The 13,943-nt window shown below is 46.2% G+C and carries 18 protein-coding genes; 3 read left to right on the top strand and 15 right to left on the bottom strand.

Annotation, left to right across the window (positions count from 1 at the left end; translation table 11 throughout):
• Window positions 1-14 precede the first annotated feature (14 nt).
• The 4 genes from rsmH to J6600_RS07665 form a co-directional block, all read right to left on the bottom strand.
• A complete protein-coding gene (rsmH, locus tag J6600_RS07680) occupies window positions 15-950 on the bottom strand; it encodes a 16S rRNA (cytosine(1402)-N(4))-methyltransferase RsmH (RefSeq protein ID WP_007409704.1) in 936 nt (311 codons plus the stop codon).
• Window positions 951-1,019: 69 nt separating this feature from the next.
• Window positions 1,020-1,451, bottom strand: a complete 432-nt coding sequence (mraZ, locus tag J6600_RS07675) for a division/cell wall cluster transcriptional repressor MraZ (RefSeq protein WP_007409703.1) — start codon at window positions 1,449-1,451, stop codon at window positions 1,020-1,022.
• 125 nt (window positions 1,452-1,576) lie between these two features.
• The gene (gene bshC, locus J6600_RS07670; protein WP_209388207.1) at window positions 1,577-3,196 is read right to left on the bottom strand and encodes a bacillithiol biosynthesis cysteine-adding enzyme BshC; all 1,620 of its coding nucleotides are present in this window, start codon (window positions 3,194-3,196) and stop codon (window positions 1,577-1,579) included.
• An 86-nt stretch (window positions 3,197-3,282) separates the two neighbouring features.
• Window positions 3,283-4,164, bottom strand: coding sequence for a 2-dehydropantoate 2-reductase (locus J6600_RS07665; protein ID WP_014417713.1), 882 nt, complete (start codon window positions 4,162-4,164; stop codon window positions 3,283-3,285).
• 162 nt (window positions 4,165-4,326) lie between these two features.
• Between J6600_RS07665 and J6600_RS07660 the strand changes: the two genes are divergently transcribed.
• A complete protein-coding gene (locus tag J6600_RS07660; protein ID WP_007611262.1) occupies window positions 4,327-4,809 on the top strand; it encodes an N-acetyltransferase in 483 nt (160 codons plus the stop codon).
• A 40-nt stretch (window positions 4,810-4,849) separates the two neighbouring features.
• Here the strand turns inward: J6600_RS07660 and gerR are convergent, their stop codons facing one another.
• The 3 genes from gerR to J6600_RS07645 all read right to left on the bottom strand — a co-directional run bounded on the left by gerR (window position 4,850) and on the right by J6600_RS07645 (window position 6,302).
• Window positions 4,850-5,425, bottom strand: coding sequence for a sporulation-specific transcriptional regulator GerR (gene gerR, locus J6600_RS07655; RefSeq protein ID WP_003154450.1), 576 nt, complete (start codon window positions 5,423-5,425; stop codon window positions 4,850-4,852).
• A 157-nt stretch (window positions 5,426-5,582) separates the two neighbouring features.
• Window positions 5,583-5,762 carry a 50S ribosomal protein L32 gene (gene rpmF / locus J6600_RS07650; RefSeq protein ID WP_003154457.1) on the bottom strand — a complete coding sequence of 60 codons (180 nt, stop codon included), beginning with the start codon at window positions 5,760-5,762 and terminating at the stop codon, window positions 5,583-5,585.
• A 21-nt stretch (window positions 5,763-5,783) separates the two neighbouring features.
• On the bottom strand, window positions 5,784-6,302 hold the full coding sequence (locus tag J6600_RS07645; protein ID WP_209388206.1) for a YceD family protein: 519 nt from the start codon (window positions 6,300-6,302) through the stop codon (window positions 5,784-5,786).
• A 208-nt stretch (window positions 6,303-6,510) separates the two neighbouring features.
• Here J6600_RS07645 and J6600_RS07640 point away from each other — a divergent pair, with 208 nt between their 5' ends.
• Window positions 6,511-7,758, top strand: coding sequence for a nucleotidyltransferase (locus J6600_RS07640; RefSeq protein ID WP_209388205.1), 1,248 nt, complete (start codon window positions 6,511-6,513; stop codon window positions 7,756-7,758).
• Window positions 7,759-7,776: 18 nt separating this feature from the next.
• Here the strand turns inward: J6600_RS07640 and J6600_RS07635 are convergent, their stop codons facing one another.
• Together J6600_RS07635 and J6600_RS07630 are read right to left on the bottom strand one after the other, a co-directional pair.
• The gene (locus J6600_RS07635; RefSeq protein ID WP_014417709.1) at window positions 7,777-8,799 is read right to left on the bottom strand and encodes a SepM family pheromone-processing serine protease; all 1,023 of its coding nucleotides are present in this window, start codon (window positions 8,797-8,799) and stop codon (window positions 7,777-7,779) included.
• 5 nt (window positions 8,800-8,804) lie between these two features.
• Window positions 8,805-9,584 carry a patatin family protein gene (locus J6600_RS07630; protein ID WP_061862165.1) on the bottom strand — a complete coding sequence of 260 codons (780 nt, stop codon included), beginning with the start codon at window positions 9,582-9,584 and terminating at the stop codon, window positions 8,805-8,807.
• 179 nt (window positions 9,585-9,763) lie between these two features.
• Between J6600_RS07630 and ylbJ the strand changes: the two genes are divergently transcribed.
• Window positions 9,764-10,990 (top strand): sporulation integral membrane protein YlbJ, encoded by a 1,227-nt coding sequence (ylbJ, locus tag J6600_RS07625; RefSeq protein ID WP_022553383.1) that lies wholly within the window; start codon window positions 9,764-9,766, stop codon window positions 10,988-10,990.
• Between the two features lie 18 nt (window positions 10,991-11,008).
• Here ylbJ and coaD read toward each other — a convergent pair whose 3' ends face one another.
• The 6 genes from coaD to J6600_RS07595 all read right to left on the bottom strand — a co-directional run bounded on the left by coaD (window position 11,009) and on the right by J6600_RS07595 (window position 13,865).
• Window positions 11,009-11,491, bottom strand: coding sequence for a pantetheine-phosphate adenylyltransferase (coaD, locus tag J6600_RS07620; RefSeq protein ID WP_014417707.1), 483 nt, complete (start codon window positions 11,489-11,491; stop codon window positions 11,009-11,011).
• A gap of 4 nt (window positions 11,492-11,495) precedes the next feature.
• A complete protein-coding gene (rsmD, locus tag J6600_RS07615) occupies window positions 11,496-12,050 on the bottom strand; it encodes a 16S rRNA (guanine(966)-N(2))-methyltransferase RsmD (RefSeq protein ID WP_007409693.1) in 555 nt (184 codons plus the stop codon).
• Window positions 12,051-12,348: 298 nt separating this feature from the next.
• Entirely contained in the window at window positions 12,349-12,621 is a 273-nt protein-coding gene (locus J6600_RS07610; RefSeq protein WP_014417705.1) for a YlbG family protein, read from the bottom strand.
• Between the two features lie 58 nt (window positions 12,622-12,679).
• Window positions 12,680-13,129: a regulatory iron-sulfur-containing complex subunit RicF gene (gene ricF, locus J6600_RS07605; protein WP_003154472.1), complete on the bottom strand. Its 450-nt coding sequence runs from the start codon at window positions 13,127-13,129 to the stop codon at window positions 12,680-12,682.
• 70 nt (window positions 13,130-13,199) lie between these two features.
• Window positions 13,200-13,439 carry a YlbE-like family protein gene (locus J6600_RS07600; protein ID WP_003154475.1) on the bottom strand — a complete coding sequence of 80 codons (240 nt, stop codon included), beginning with the start codon at window positions 13,437-13,439 and terminating at the stop codon, window positions 13,200-13,202.
• A 15-nt stretch (window positions 13,440-13,454) separates the two neighbouring features.
• Window positions 13,455-13,865, bottom strand: a complete 411-nt coding sequence (locus J6600_RS07595) for a YlbD family protein (protein ID WP_014417704.1) — start codon at window positions 13,863-13,865, stop codon at window positions 13,455-13,457.
• Window positions 13,866-13,943 lie beyond the last annotated feature (78 nt).

Raw genomic sequence — 13,943 nt, 5'->3', positions numbered from 1 at the left:
TCATTTGCTGCCCGTTATTTTCGTTTCTCCGCAATGCGGAGCTTCGCTGACCGGGCGCGGTTATTTTCTTCAAGCTCCTCTTTTGATGCCGTAATGGGCTTTCTCGTAATCAGTTTTAATTCCGGTTCAAATTCTTCCGGTATCACGGGAAGACCCGGAGGCAGTTCGGGAAGTGATGATTTTTCCTTGAATGTCGTCTTGCACATTCTGTCTTCCAGCGAGTGAAAAGTGATCACAGACACCCTTCCGCCCGGCTTCAGCACCTCTATCGCTTGCAAGAGGGCCTCTTCAAATACTTGAAGCTCGTCGTTTACGGCGATTCGAATGGCTTGGAATACACGTTTGGCCGGATGACCTCCGCTTCTTCTCGCCGGAGCCGGTATCGCGTCCTTTATTAGATCGACCAGTTGGCCGGTTGTTTGAATAGGCGATTTTTCTCTTGCCTCTTCAATTTTTCGGGCGATCTGCTTGCTGAATTTTTCTTCTCCGTATTTAAAGAAAATCCTCACAAGGTCCTCATACCGCCATTCATTTACGACTTCTTTCGCCGTAAGGGCGGCCGACTGGTCCATCCTCATGTCCAGCGGTGCGTCATGATGATAGCTGAATCCCCGTTCCGGTGTATCAAGCTGCGGAGAGGATACTCCTAAATCAAATAAAATTCCGTCGACACTCGTAATGCCGTGTTCATGTAAACACTCTTTTAAATAACGAAAGTTGCTTTTCACCAGAATGAGCTGTCCTTTGTATTCGGACAATGTTTTCTTTGCGTTTTCAAGTGCTGTGTCATCTTGGTCAAAGGCGATCAAGCGTCCTTTTTCCGATAATTGCTGCAATAAATATGTACTGTGCCCGGCGCCGCCAAGGGTGCAGTCCACATAGGTTCCGTCCGGTTTGATATTTAAACCGTCGACGGTTTCACGAAGAAGTACTGTCTTATGCTGAAACATTTGTGTCGGTCCCACCTTTATCAGGAATGAATTGAATTGTCAGTTGTTGTTGTGATGCACGAAGATCCATTATATATCAAATCCAATCATGTTTTCAGCAATTTCAGCGAATGAATCTTCTTGCTCTTCTGTGTATTGTTCCCATATTACCTTACTCCACAATTCAATTCGATTGGAAACCCCGATGACAACACATTCTTTTTCCAGTTTTGCGTAATTCAGAAGAGATGACGCAATATTAACCCTTCCCTGCTTGTCCAGTTCGCATTCGGTCGCACCGGAAAAAAAGAATCGGGTAAATGCGCGGGCGTCTTTTTTGGTGAGCGGCAGAGCCTTCAGCTTTTCTTCAATCAGCTTCCATTCATTCATCGGATAGCCGAAAAGGCATTGGTCCAGTCCTCTGGTCAGCACAAACTGCTCACCGAGGCCTTCTCTGAATTTTGCGGGTACGATCATGCGGCCCTTTGCATCAACAGTATGCCGGTATTCACCCATAAACATGATAAGGACCCCCACTTTCTCCCCTAAACTCACCACTATCCGCCACTTCTCTCCACAACCTCATTTTACACTGTTTACACATAAAAAAAAACCCTGAACTATTCAGGGTTCTTTAAAACTTTATTTCAAAGTTTGACAATCTGATGTTGGTTTTGAAAAGAAAATGGCAGATGTTTGAAGGTTGTGAAGAATTTTGGACCGTAGCGGTTCAGATAATACATCACATTCCAAATCCGTTCCTGCGGAGCGCCGAGCGGTCTGATGCTGTTTTGGATTCTTTCATAGTCACGCAGCACAAAGCCTTCTTTTTCTTCAATTCTTTTCGTTACCATCCGTTCTAAAAACAAGAGCTGATCTTGAATGAAGGCGGCATTCTTCTGTAAGAGCGGCTCAAGGCTTGAATCGACCTTCAGCGCTTCGTCCCTTGCGCTTTTATGGACAGCTTCAATCTGCGACTTCGCCTGCTCCATTACAGAAGAAAACTCTTCCGGAATCTGCTCTTCAAAATAAGTGTCTTTCAGGTGTCCGGTGCCGTGTTCGATCGCTTCCTGAAGCGGGATATTCCGTTCTGAAAGCTTCTTTTCAATATGGCGCTCAAGAATCGTAATGTTCAGTCTCGGCACTACCGGCGTCATGCGAAAGCCCATTAATGAGAAAGCCTGCTTCAGCTCACCCCAATAATTGATCTCCCCCGGTCCCGCGATAAACGCCAGAGTCGGGATGAGAAACTCCTGCATAAGCGGCCTTGTCACAACGTTATTGCTGAAACATTCCGGTTTTTCTTCCATATGGGTATGAAGCTCGTCGTTCGTCCACTTCAGGTCAAGCTCTTTAATCATAAAAACGCCGTTTTCTTTTTCAATTAAGAAACGCTCTCCCTCGTGTTCGTAAAACAGATTGGCCTGATCTTTGTCCGATTCAATAATCGGGTGATAACCGGCTTCCCGCATAAAACGCTGCTGGTCTGAAACGGCTTTGGCAAGCTCATGATTGTGTTTTAAAATCTGCTGAAACATACCCGTTTCCAGCTTTTTAATCCCCGGATCTCCCGAGTTCATCAGAATAAGGCCTTCTTCTTGAAACAAGTCGGCGATCAACAGCTCAAAAAAGTCTGTGAATGTCTCTGATGAGCGTAAACATCGCTTCACGTTTTGAAGGAGTGTGTTTGTGTGATCCGTTTCCTCAAAAGCAGCGAACACTTCATCAATCCAAGCCGCGCATTTTTCCTGATCAAGCTCGGTTTTAGCCGCCGATGTTTTTTTCCAGTACGACTGCGGCAGTTTCTGTTTCACCGGACCTTTATTCTCTGTTGACGTATGCACAAAATTGATTTCTTCCAGATCGTGATCTTCACCCGCCACCCAGAAAATCGGAACGACAGGAATCTGTAACGCCTCTTCCTGCTGTCTGGCAAGTACGATAATGGAGATAATTTTATGTATGGTGTAAAGAGGCCCCGTTAAAAGACCGGCCTGCTGGCCGCCTACAACCGCTGCGCTTTTTGGATCTCTCAGTTTTTCGATGGAGGCCTGCATGGCGGCGGAGTGAAATTTTTCGTGATAGGAGGATAAATAATCCGCTAATTCCTCTCTGGCAAACGGCCGCGAAGACAAGTCATGAAGCCGCTTTTGCCATACGTCCTCTGAATGAATATCATAATCAAAAAATGAAGACATGTTTTCTCCATCTATATAGTGCTGCACAAACTTATTTTGACTTTTGATGGAAAGTTCAGTTAGCTGCATCTGTCTGGAACTTCCTTTCTCCAATAAATAGTTAGGTTTCCGAAATGAGTATAGCATGTTACCGGAAAACCTCAAAAGACTTTGTTTCAGTTTCTTTCTAACGCTTTTATGCTGCGGTGTAAAAACGTGAGATGAACGGCCGGCAATCCGCGGCTTTCCGCTTCTTTTACAAGGTAGCCGATAATCGCATCAACCTCTGTCCGCCTGCCTGCCATGATATCGACGAGCATGGAAGAATGATTTTTTTCCGTCAGTCTGCACACTTCGCAAACCTTGTTCCACGCTTTTTCTCTATCGGCGAGGCCAAGAATTGTCTCCGCTTCTTCAAATACGTTTCTCATATACTTTTTGTAAGCGTCATTTCTTAACAGCTCTCCGTTTTTCACGCGCAGCAATGCAGTTAACGGGTTGATGCATACATTTATGATCAGTTTTCCCGTTAACAGCCGATACCAGTCGTTTTCATCATATACGGGAAAATCCCGGTGCATGCCGGAAAAGATGCTTTTGATCGTTTCCGGCCGGGATGCGCTGAATACACTCCATCTTACGGCTCCCGCTCCCGTATGTTCAACGGCATGATCTGATATCTTTTTTGCTCCGTGCTCAACAGTGCCGACATAAAGCGAATGATCTGTTTGCCAATCTTTCATGTCGTGTATGTGTCCCATGCCGTTTTGCAAAAACAGCACATTCGTCTCTTTTATCGTCTCAAGATCCCGCAGCACAGCACTGAGCTGGTGCTGTTTAACGGCTGCGATTAAGAGGTCGAATCCGGAAGTGATGCCCGTTTGCGCTCTGCATGCCGCCGTACATTCTATTCCGTCTTTCACAAGCCGTATACCGCCTGAGTTAATCGCATCAGCCTGCTCCGTCCGCCGCGTAATGACCGTTACCTGATGGCGGGACGATAAGTAGTAAGCACATAAAAGGCCTACCGCTCCGCCGCCGATAATTCCGATTTTCACACTGTCACACCCTATATCTGCATTTTTCCATATTATCATAGCAGAAGCCGCCGCAAATTACTTCAATTTCGTTTTGAGCAAAAAGACTGGCAAGCATATTATAGTTGGAATTTTCAATTAAAGCGTTTACAATAATGGTAGAACACAACAAAGGGGGAGTTTGTGTTGAAAATAGAGCGACTGCTCATCAACTTTAAGACACTCGAAGAATTTAAAAGGTTTAAGGAATACGGGATGCAGGAGCTGTCGATGCTTGAAGATCTTCAGGATAATATCATTGAAAATGACAGCACCTCGCCTTTTTACGGGATTTACTTCGGGGATAAACTAGTGGCGAGAATGAGTTTATATCAGGTAAACGGAGGTGCGAATCCGTATTTTGATCAGCGTCAGGACTTTTTGGAACTTTGGAAGCTTGAGGTTCTTCCGGGCTATCAAAATAACGGATACGGAAAAGCGCTTGTTGATTTTGCAAAATCCTTCAGAATGCCGATCAGGACGAATTCACGCATGAAATCAGCGGATTTCTGGGATAAGATGAATTTTGAGCCCGTTAAATATGATATGGCGCGTGATAAAGGAGAAAATCCTTATATCTGGCATCCCGATATGGACGGTGAAATGACATCCGGAGAAACGGCATAATAAAAAACCGGCCGGGCCGCCGCCCCCAGGCCGGTTCATTTTACAGGCTCTGCGCCGATTTCCTGTCGTCTTCTTTTGAATTAACCATCCTTCTCGCTCTGTCCATAATGTCAATTAACGCTTTATAATCTTCTTCCGTCATCTCCAGCTTGTTTCTCAAGCTTTCATTTTCCTCACGCAGATCCTCGACTTCTTTTTGCAGCGCGGTCAGCTGTTCTGTGAGTTTTTCTTTTTCATGACGCACATCCGCTGCGGCCGGCGACTCTTTAAATTGCTGCAGAAACAAAATGACATCATCAATGGACAGCTCTTTTTCTCCTTCCGCCCTGCGGATCGGAGGCTGTTTGACGGTTCCCGGCAGATTGGCGGAATGCACCCCGATCTGCTTTCTTAATTCCTTCCGCTGTTTTTTCGCCAGTTCTATCCCTGACTGATATTGTTTTCTGACATAAGAATTCCATCTGAACCCGCAGGCGGCAGCCGTTCTCGTCAGCGCTCTGCCGACTTCTTCAAAAGCGGAAAGCTGGGTCCCGCCTTCCCGAATATGCCTGAGCACCACTTCGGCCAGCAGCAAATCTTCATCTTGCGTCCACGCGTCTTGTCTCGTTATCGTCAATCGTATCTCCCTCCATATTTGCTCATTTACCTCATACATATGCCGCTGATAGATTAGATAGACTACTGGCGCTCACAATTTTTTCGGCGGAAGCAGGCCGGAGGGGCAAAAAAAAGAAAAGCGCAGGAACCGAGATTCCCGCGCTTTTCTTCATACATTAATTGCTTTTAACATTTATGTCTTTGCCGTTGTATGATCCGCATGCTTTACATACACGGTGAGACAATTTCATCTCTCCGCATGACGGGCATTCTGTCATACCAGGTACATTTAGTTTGAAATGTGTACGGCGCAATCTTTTTTTCATTTTAGAAGTTCTTCTAAAAGGTACAGCCATTATTCCCACCTCCTTAAAGAGTTAAGATTCATCATCTTGTGTTAAGAGCTTTTTCAGATCCGCAAGTCTGGGGTCGATTTGATTTTTCTTGTCTTCCTCAGAAATCACTTGCCAATCCTTCCCCACTTGGGGAGCGGCTCCTTCTTTTTGTTCAGTTTCACAAAAGACTTGCATAGGAATTTCTAAAAGAATCTCTTCTTTTACGATCGGAGTTAAGTCGACGGTATCGTCTTCAGCAATATGAACGTCCTCATCTTCTATATCATCCGATTTATGAAATCTAAACAGTTCTTTTGTCGCGATTGTAAATGGATACGGCACATCAACTAAAGTTCTTGAGCACGGCAAAACCATTTCGCCTGAAATCGTAAAGTCAAACGAAACTTGCTTGGATTCAATCTCCGCGCGGCCCTTCACCCGGACGGGAGAAATGCGGCGGATGCCAGAATTCAATTTTGTCAGCTCATTTAACTCAACTGTTTCATCAAATTCAAAGCTCTTTTTCGCCATTTGATGAAGCTGATAAATCGTCCATTTCATTTGTATCACCTCAGGAAAGCAACAAACATGATTATAGCTTTTCAAAATGTTTTTGTCAATATTTTTTCTTTACAGCATAATGCCGCCGTCATGCAATCGTTGACAGCCGGATAGGCTATGCATACACTAAACGAAACGGACTAAAATATGCACTTCATTTGCAAATGTACCACACGAAGCAAAACATAGCAAGAAAGGCGGGACAAATATGAAAGCAGTCGGCCTGGTTGTTGAATATAATCCCTTTCATAACGGACACCGCTATCATGCGGAACAAGCAAAAATCAAAACGGACAGCAGCGTCGCGGCGGCGGTGATGAGCGGCCCTTTTTTGCAGCGCGGGGAACCGGCCGCCGTCTCAAAGTGGGCCCGGACAAAAATGGCGCTGGAAAACGGCGTGGATATCGTCATTGAGCTCCCTTATATATATGCCGTACAAAAAGCGGAATTATTCGCGCGCGGCAGCGTTTCGCTTCTTCATCATTTAGGATGCAGCAGCTTGTTTTTCGGCAGCGAAAACGGGCGGATCGAACCCTTTATTGAAGCGTCTGAAGCGTTCAGCCGAAAGGAAGATGACTGCAGCCTGATTCTGAAAGAGGAGCTGAAAAAGGGTCTCAGCTATCCGGCCGCCGCCTCAAAAGCTTTTTCACACATATTCAAAGGGCGGGACATGCTCGATTTGTCCAAGCCGAACAATATTCTCGGTTTTCACTACGTTAGAGCGATACACACTTCCGGTTCCGCTATGAAGCCTTATACGACAGCCAGAATCGCTTCCCAGTATCATGACGCCGAGCTTCCCGGAGATAACAGCCGGATAGCCAGCGCAACAAGCATCCGGAAAGCGCTGATAGAAAAAGGAACGGCGGCCGCAAGGAGCTTTCTCCCGGAAGCGTCTGGGCGTGAGCTGGAGGCATACAGAAATTCATACGGAATATGGCACAGCACGGAAGACTATTTTTCATATGTAAAATACAGCCTCAGCACTCTTTCCGCTGAAGAATTGAGCCGAATCTATGAAGTGGAAGAAGGCCTTGAGCACAGAATTCTGCGCACCATCAGACAAGCCCGATCCTATCGCGAAATGATGGAACGATTGAAAACAAAACGATACACGTGGACGAGGCTGCAGCGGATGAACACGCACATTCTGACACGGACGAAAAAAGAAGACATGCATCGGCTCTTGCAGCCTTCAAGCGCTCCTTATATCCGTCTTCTCGGAATGACGAAAAAAGGACAGGCGTACCTGTCGGCAAAGAAAAAAGAGCTTACCGCACCTCTCGTCAGCAAGCTCTCTTCTTTCTCTCATCCCGCTCTGGATCTGGACATACTGGCGGGACGGGTTTACAGCCTGCCGATAAAAGAACCTGAACGCACATTGTTTGAGAAGCAGGAATTTTCACAAGCGCCGATCCGCTATGATGAAGACGAAAAGCGTTTTTTGAATGCGTAAAAAAAGCACCTGACTGTATCAGGTGCTTTTTACTTTCATCTGATCCAAATAGTCAAGTGCGTCCTGCATGGTGTCGACAGGGACGATCTTCATATCGGACTTGATTGCTTTCGCCGTTTTTACCGCATTTTTGTAATCAGAATTTTCAGCTCCGTTTTGATTCGGCGCAAAGAAAATATCTTTTCCCGCTTTGTCTGCGGCGACGACTTTCTGATCGATTCCGCCGATGGGTCCGACTTTGCCGTCCACGTCGATTGTCCCCGTTCCGGCTATATTATAGCCTTTTGTTTCGTCAGGTTTTGTCAGCTGGTTGTAAATTTCTAAAGACATCATGAGACCCGCAGAAGGCCCGCCGATGTTTTCAATGCTGAAATGAAGATCCGGCTTCACTTTCACGTTCCGGTCCGTATATAACGCGACGCCGATTCCCGCTCTTTTCGGGTCGTCCGGGAATGATTTCAGCACAATGTCAACGGTCTTTTCTTTCGTGTCCCGTTCAATGTGAAACGTTACTTTTTCCCCCGCTTTTTTGCTGCTGATATAATCAATCAGCTTTTCAGCGGAATCATATGTTTTCCCGTCCGCGCTGATGATTTTATCACCGACCTCTATTTTTCCTTTTGCCGGCATGTCAGAGACGACTGAGCTGGCATAAATGCCGTTAAATGAGTATTTCACCTGTTTCCCGGCTTTTTGATAAGCGGCAATGACCGCGTTTTCTTGGGAGCTTTTCATCATTTGCAGCTGGCGCTTCATATAATCCGAGTCCGATTCGCCCTCTTCTTTTATGCTTTCGTCAGGGACGATTTCATCGTAAGGATGCACTTTCGCCCAAAGATATGTATACGGATTGGCGGGGCCTACTTTGACAGTCATCAAGGAAAGGCTTCCTTTTTCAGGATAGCCTCCGTCCACCTTAATCAGCGGTCTCAGCTCTGATGCTTCTCCCGGCTGTGTGATGTAATACGGAAGCTTAATAAATGTAACAGCGATTAATAAGATCAGGATGATAAACACCCAGCGAAAATGTTTTGCTTTCATATGAGCTAGCCCTCCCAGTTCTCTATTTCTTGTTTAATCCGGCCGATCATCCGGTCTGCGGCTTCTTCGCCCGCTGTGATCATATGATCAATGTTGGCAAAAGAACTTGAGCTGAATGATTCAAGAGAAGGGCGGATCATGACGTCTGCGGCAATGGTCTGGTGACGGACCAATTCATTTTGCAGTATATCCATACTTTGCATGATTACATCAAAAATATGTGCCGCCTTTTCCGTTTTTTTCACCCGGGATACGTCAGAGGCGATGACGATATCAGCACCCATATCTTTTACGGCGGAAACCGGTATTCTGTCGACCACCGCGCCGTCGACTAACATACGTCCGTTCATTTTTTGCGGGACGAAAACGCCCGGTATGCTGATGCTCGCTCGGACGGCTTCGGATACTGAACCTTTCGTAAAAACAAGCTTTTCGCCGGTCTGAAGGTCGCAGGCCACAATGCCGAGCGGGATCCGCAGTTCTTCTATCGGCTTGCCGTACGTATAGGCATGAACGAGCTGCCTGATGCGGTCTCCTTTTAAAAAACCAAGCCTCGGCATCGTATAATCCGCGTACAGCCGCCGCCTAAATGCTTTAGCGACTTTTTTCATCGTGGCCACGTCATGCCCGGCCGCATAAAAGCTCCCGACTAATGCTCCCATGCTGCTGCCGGCAATCATATCAATTGGAATTTGATGCTTATGTAAACTGGATAACACTCCGAGATGAGCGATGCCTCTTGCCCCTCCCGAACCTAACGCTAACCCGATTGTAGGTTTAGCCAACGCGACGAACCCCCTAATAGACATCCTATACATGAATTCTATGGTCTAAATTGAACCCCTATGCTCGTATATTAGTACAGGATGACAAATAGGTACTTGCCCGGCCGCCTTTAAGGTCTGTTCTATATTTTATCATGATATAAATGTCAGTGTGCAATTTTAGCATCGGGGAGGTAAGAATGAATTTGTCTAAGTTTCATACATTTTTGATTTCATTGTTTTTCATTTTTTTGACGGCGACGGTTATTTCACACCCTCAGGCCTCATTCGAAGCCTCCAAAACCGGTCTTTCCATGTGGTGGGAGGTAGTTTTTCCTTCATTGCTTCCGTTTTTTATTCTATCTGAGCTTTTAATCGGATTCGGCATTGTCAAGTTTGTCGGCCTTTTACTCGAACCCTTTATGCGTCCCATTTTCAGAGTGCCGGGGGTCGGCGGATTTGTACTGGCTATGGGCATGGCTTCAGGCAATCCGGCCGGCGCGAAGCTGACTGCACGGCTGCGCCAGGATAAACAAATCTCCAGAGTAGAGGCTGAACGCCTCGTCTCTTTTACCAATTCATCCAATCCGTTATTTATATTCGCTGCTGTAGCGGTCGGCTTTTTTCATAACGCGTCTCTCGGCATTCTGCTGGCATCGGCTCACTATCTCGGAAACATCGCCGTCGGCCTGACGATGCGTTCATACGGACGGAAAGAAGAAGCAGCGTATACCGGTAAAAAGACGATCGCTCTCCCTTCTCTGAAGGAAGCATTTCTGGCCCTCCACAAGGCGCGGCTTTCGGAAAAGCGGCCGCTCGGAAAAATTTTGGGCGACGCCGTCACCTCTTCTGTACAAACCTTGCTGATGGTGGGCGGTTTTATTATATTGTTTTCGGTTTTCAGCCGGTTATTATCAATCGTACAAGTCATGGATGTGCTTTCTGTATTTACAAACGCGCTGCTTTCGCTTTTTCATCTTCCGGCAAATCTGGACATCCCTCTTATCAGCGGGATGTTTGAAATTACACTTGGGAGCAAACTGGTCAGTGAAGCTGATGCCGACTTGCTGCCGAAAGCCATGATTGTGAGTTTTATTCTCGGGTTCAGCGGCCTTTCCGTACAGGCCCAGGTAGCCGGCATTTTATCGGAAACAGATATCCGCTTTAAACCGTTTTTCGCGGCGCGTATCCTTCAGGGCATTTATGCCGCACTCTTTATTCTCTTACTGTGGAAGCCGCTTTACCTTGCGTTGGACGAACCTTACCAGTCCGTATTCCTCCCTTTCCGCGATCAGGAAGCGGTATCTGCTGCCGTCAGCGGTTGGAATACACTTGTTGAAACCGGTCCCGCCATCACGCTGACAGCTCTCGCCGTATACGCATTGATTTATTGCTACAGGCTGTCAGCACGGACAAAAAAAGGATGAGACGCCAATCAGCGCTTCTCATCCTTTAAATTTCTGCTTCAGCGCCTGTTCAACTTCCGGAGGAACAAACTCTGAAACAGGCCCGTTATATTTTGCGACTTCTTTTACGATGCTTGAACTTAAAAAAGAATACTGATTGTTCGTCATCATAAAAAAAGTTTCTATTGATTCGTCGAGCACGCGGTTGACGGAAGTCCCCTGCATCTCATATTCGAAGTCAGAAACGGCTCTGAGCCCCCTGATAATCGCCTTCGCCCGCTTTTTTTTCGCATAGTCGATTAACAGTCCCTGTGACGTCTCGACCGTAACATTCGGTATGTCTTTTGTCACTTCTCTTAACAGCTCACATCGTTCCTCCACTGTAAACAGCGGCTGCTTAGAAGAATTATTGAGCACGCATACGTACACCTGCTCAAACACGTTTGCCCCCCGTCTGATAATGTCCAGATGTCCGTAGGTAACGGGATCAAAACTTCCGGGACATACAGCTATACTTGCCACATCACTACCCCCTATTTCGGTATATCGTCACTCCTGTAAGCCCGTAAATTTCCCTTCTTGTTACGGAAAGCGCGCCGACGGCTTCAGGAAGCGCAACGGCTTTATCATGCTCGGCTACGACAAAACCGTCTTCATTCAGCATGTTCTGCTCATCAATCATTTCGATAAGCGCTTTCAGCTTTTGTTCCTTATACGGAGGATCTAAGAAAATTCCGTCAAAACCTTTTTCCCGTTTCGCAGCGGCATAGAGAGCCCGCTCTGCATCATTGCGGTATACTTCCGCTGAAGACAGCAGATCAAGCGCTTTGATATTCGCTTTTACCGTTTGGATGGCTTTGAAATCACGATCCACAAAGATACAGCGGTCAAATCCGCGCGACAGCGCTTCAATCCCGAGACCGCCGCTCCCCGCAAACAAATCCAGCCCCGTTCCTCCGTCAAAATACGGGCCGATCATATTAAAAATAGACTCTTTTACTTTATCCGTCGTCGGCCTTGTTGATGTGCCCGGCACAGCCTTTAAGGCTCGTCCTTTTCTTGAACCGGAAATTACTCTCATTATTCACACCACTTTTTCTGAAAACTTTGATGTTTCTCATCGGCTGAGCCGTTATGTATCAAAACAATCCCTATCTTATCATAAAGCATTCTTTCAAACAATGAACGTGAAACCGTGTATACATATTCACATTCCTGTCAAGACTACGTGTAACAGCATCAATGAATGATGTTGTTGCCAACCGCGGAGAAGACTTACGTTTCCCCATAAGTTCTTCCTCCGGTTTCTCCTCTCCCTTTTCCTTCTCCTTAACTTGTTAAGGAATAGAAGGACCCCGCAGGTATCTGCGGGGATTTTTTTATATGCCGATTTTATAATCGTACTCTTTCGCTTTATCAAGCTTTGATTCAAATTCCAGCTTTAAAAAAGGTTTATAAGAAGGCTCTACCTTCTTCACATAAGAATAAGAAGAAATCTTTTCCATTGTTTTTTCGATTAGGTCCATATCGCAATACAGCACAACGTATTTCAGCCGCTTGGAAACATAATGAACGTTGCCGAATTTTCTCAGCATTTTGCTGTGTTTTAAAGAATGCAGATATACGATTATGCCTTGGCGCTTATTTTCCATCATGATCACCCGCCTGACTTTCTGTTCATTTTATGTAAAAGACGAGACGGCCGTCTCGTCAGGAAACTTTGCATCCGCAGCCGCCGCCGGAACCGCAGCCGCCGCCGCAGGATGACAGGCCGTCAAAATAAGGATTCCCCGTCGGAACTTTTACATGCTCCGAGACGGCCGTTCCGAGTTCAATGCTGATCTCGTCAAGCAGCGACTGAAGCTCAGTCTCCGCTTTTTTAAATTCGGCCACCTTATCGTTTAAATCCAGTTCCCGCTTCATTTCTCTCATTTTGCGGGAAATCTCTCTATAATCAGGATGGTATTTGCCAAAGCGCTGCACATCCTCATACTGCTCTTTAACGCTCATAAAAGAACGAATGATCCGCCCTGCCTCTTCATCTTCACGGAGACGCTTGTAACAATCGCGGTAATTTTCAGCCGTCTCAGACTGCAGAATCATGCCGGCAAGCTGCTCCGCTTCACTTTGAAGCTTGACGGACTCAATTGTTGCATACATAAATACGCACCTCCAGTTGCTAGTTTACCATGAAACCACCCAATTGGAAAATGCGGCGTTTAAACGCTTTTTAATCCTGTGAACGCATGGCGTGAACCATCTGCATCATCATCTGCGCCATTTGAATCCCGTTTGAGAATTGGCTTACCCGATGCGGTATCGTCTTTTCATAAAAATTCATCATGTCAAGCTGAAAGGAATTGAGATCGTCCGGTTTTCTCGCAAGTCTGCGGTACCAGACGGGACGCTGCCGTATAAACCGTTTCCGTTCCTCATCTGCGGATATGAATTCCTGAACCTCTTTTCGCATACACGATCCCCTTCTTTAATCCTTCCTGAACGAAAAAGGATGTTGTCCGGAGCCTTGCCGGGGCTGCTTCGTGCTGCTCCCCGAAAATTGGCTTAAAAGGCTTTGCAATGATGAAATGGATTGGCTCATTTTATTGATCTGCTCATTCATTTGGTTGATATCCATCTTTTTGACGGCAGTGACCATTTTTGAAACGAAATCGTTTTTTTCAGCTGGTTCCTGTTTGGTTTCCGCGTCGGAAGAAGGCTGAACGGCCTCGTCTTTAAAAGGGTCCCATATCGGATCATCCCCGCCCAGAAGAACCCAATTTTCATAGACTTCCTGCCAGCTCCTTTGTTCCTTGCGAACATTTTGGATCAGTTTGGGATGCTTTTTTACGAATTGTTTAAAATCATCGATTGATTGCCGTGATTGCTGATTCGCCACAATTCTCACCCCCTCCGAAAAGTTTTGCCTGCTATAATGTATCGGTTCATGCGCCTTAATGTTCGCCTAAATTGCGAA

Origin of the sequence: Bacillus sp. LJBV19 (genome assembly GCF_017797845.1) — a bacterium.
In the GTDB taxonomy this organism is placed as follows: Bacteria; Bacillota; Bacilli; order Bacillales; family Bacillaceae; genus Bacillus; species Bacillus velezensis.
The sequence above is the reverse complement of the archived record's forward strand: the minus strand, read 5'-3'. Positions and strand labels throughout refer to the sequence as shown.

Excerpts from the sequence above, each read along its gene's own strand:
- mraZ (WP_007409703.1), bottom strand. The coding sequence starts at position 1,451 with ATGTTTATGGGTGAATACCGGCATACTGTTGATGCAAAGGGCCGCATG.
- rsmH (WP_007409704.1), bottom strand. The coding sequence starts at position 950 with ATGTTTCAGCATAAGACAGTACTTCTTCGTGAAACCGTCGACGGTTTA.
- rpmF (WP_003154457.1), bottom strand. The coding sequence starts at position 5,762 with ATGGCTGTACCTTTTAGAAGAACTTCTAAAATGAAAAAAAGATTGCGC.
- J6600_RS07610 (WP_014417705.1), bottom strand. The coding sequence starts at position 12,621 with ATGGAAAATAAGCGCCAAGGCATAATCGTATATCTGCATTCTTTAAAA.
- bshC (WP_209388207.1), bottom strand. The coding sequence starts at position 3,196 with ATGCAGCTAACTGAACTTTCCATCAAAAGTCAAAATAAGTTTGTGCAG.
- J6600_RS07640 (WP_209388205.1), top strand. The coding sequence starts at position 6,511 with ATGAAAGCAGTCGGCCTGGTTGTTGAATATAATCCCTTTCATAACGGA.
- ricF (WP_003154472.1), bottom strand. The coding sequence starts at position 13,129 with ATGTATGCAACAATTGAGTCCGTCAAGCTTCAAAGTGAAGCGGAGCAG.
- rsmD (WP_007409693.1), bottom strand. The coding sequence starts at position 12,050 with ATGAGAGTAATTTCCGGTTCAAGAAAAGGACGAGCCTTAAAGGCTGTG.
- J6600_RS07635 (WP_014417709.1), bottom strand. The coding sequence starts at position 8,799 with ATGAAAGCAAAACATTTTCGCTGGGTGTTTATCATCCTGATCTTATTA.
- J6600_RS07600 (WP_003154475.1), bottom strand. The coding sequence starts at position 13,439 with ATGCGAAAAGAGGTTCAGGAATTCATATCCGCAGATGAGGAACGGAAA.
- ylbJ (WP_022553383.1), top strand. The coding sequence starts at position 9,764 with ATGAATTTGTCTAAGTTTCATACATTTTTGATTTCATTGTTTTTCATT.
- J6600_RS07645 (WP_209388206.1), bottom strand. The coding sequence starts at position 6,302 with ATGAAATGGACGATTTATCAGCTTCATCAAATGGCGAAAAAGAGCTTT.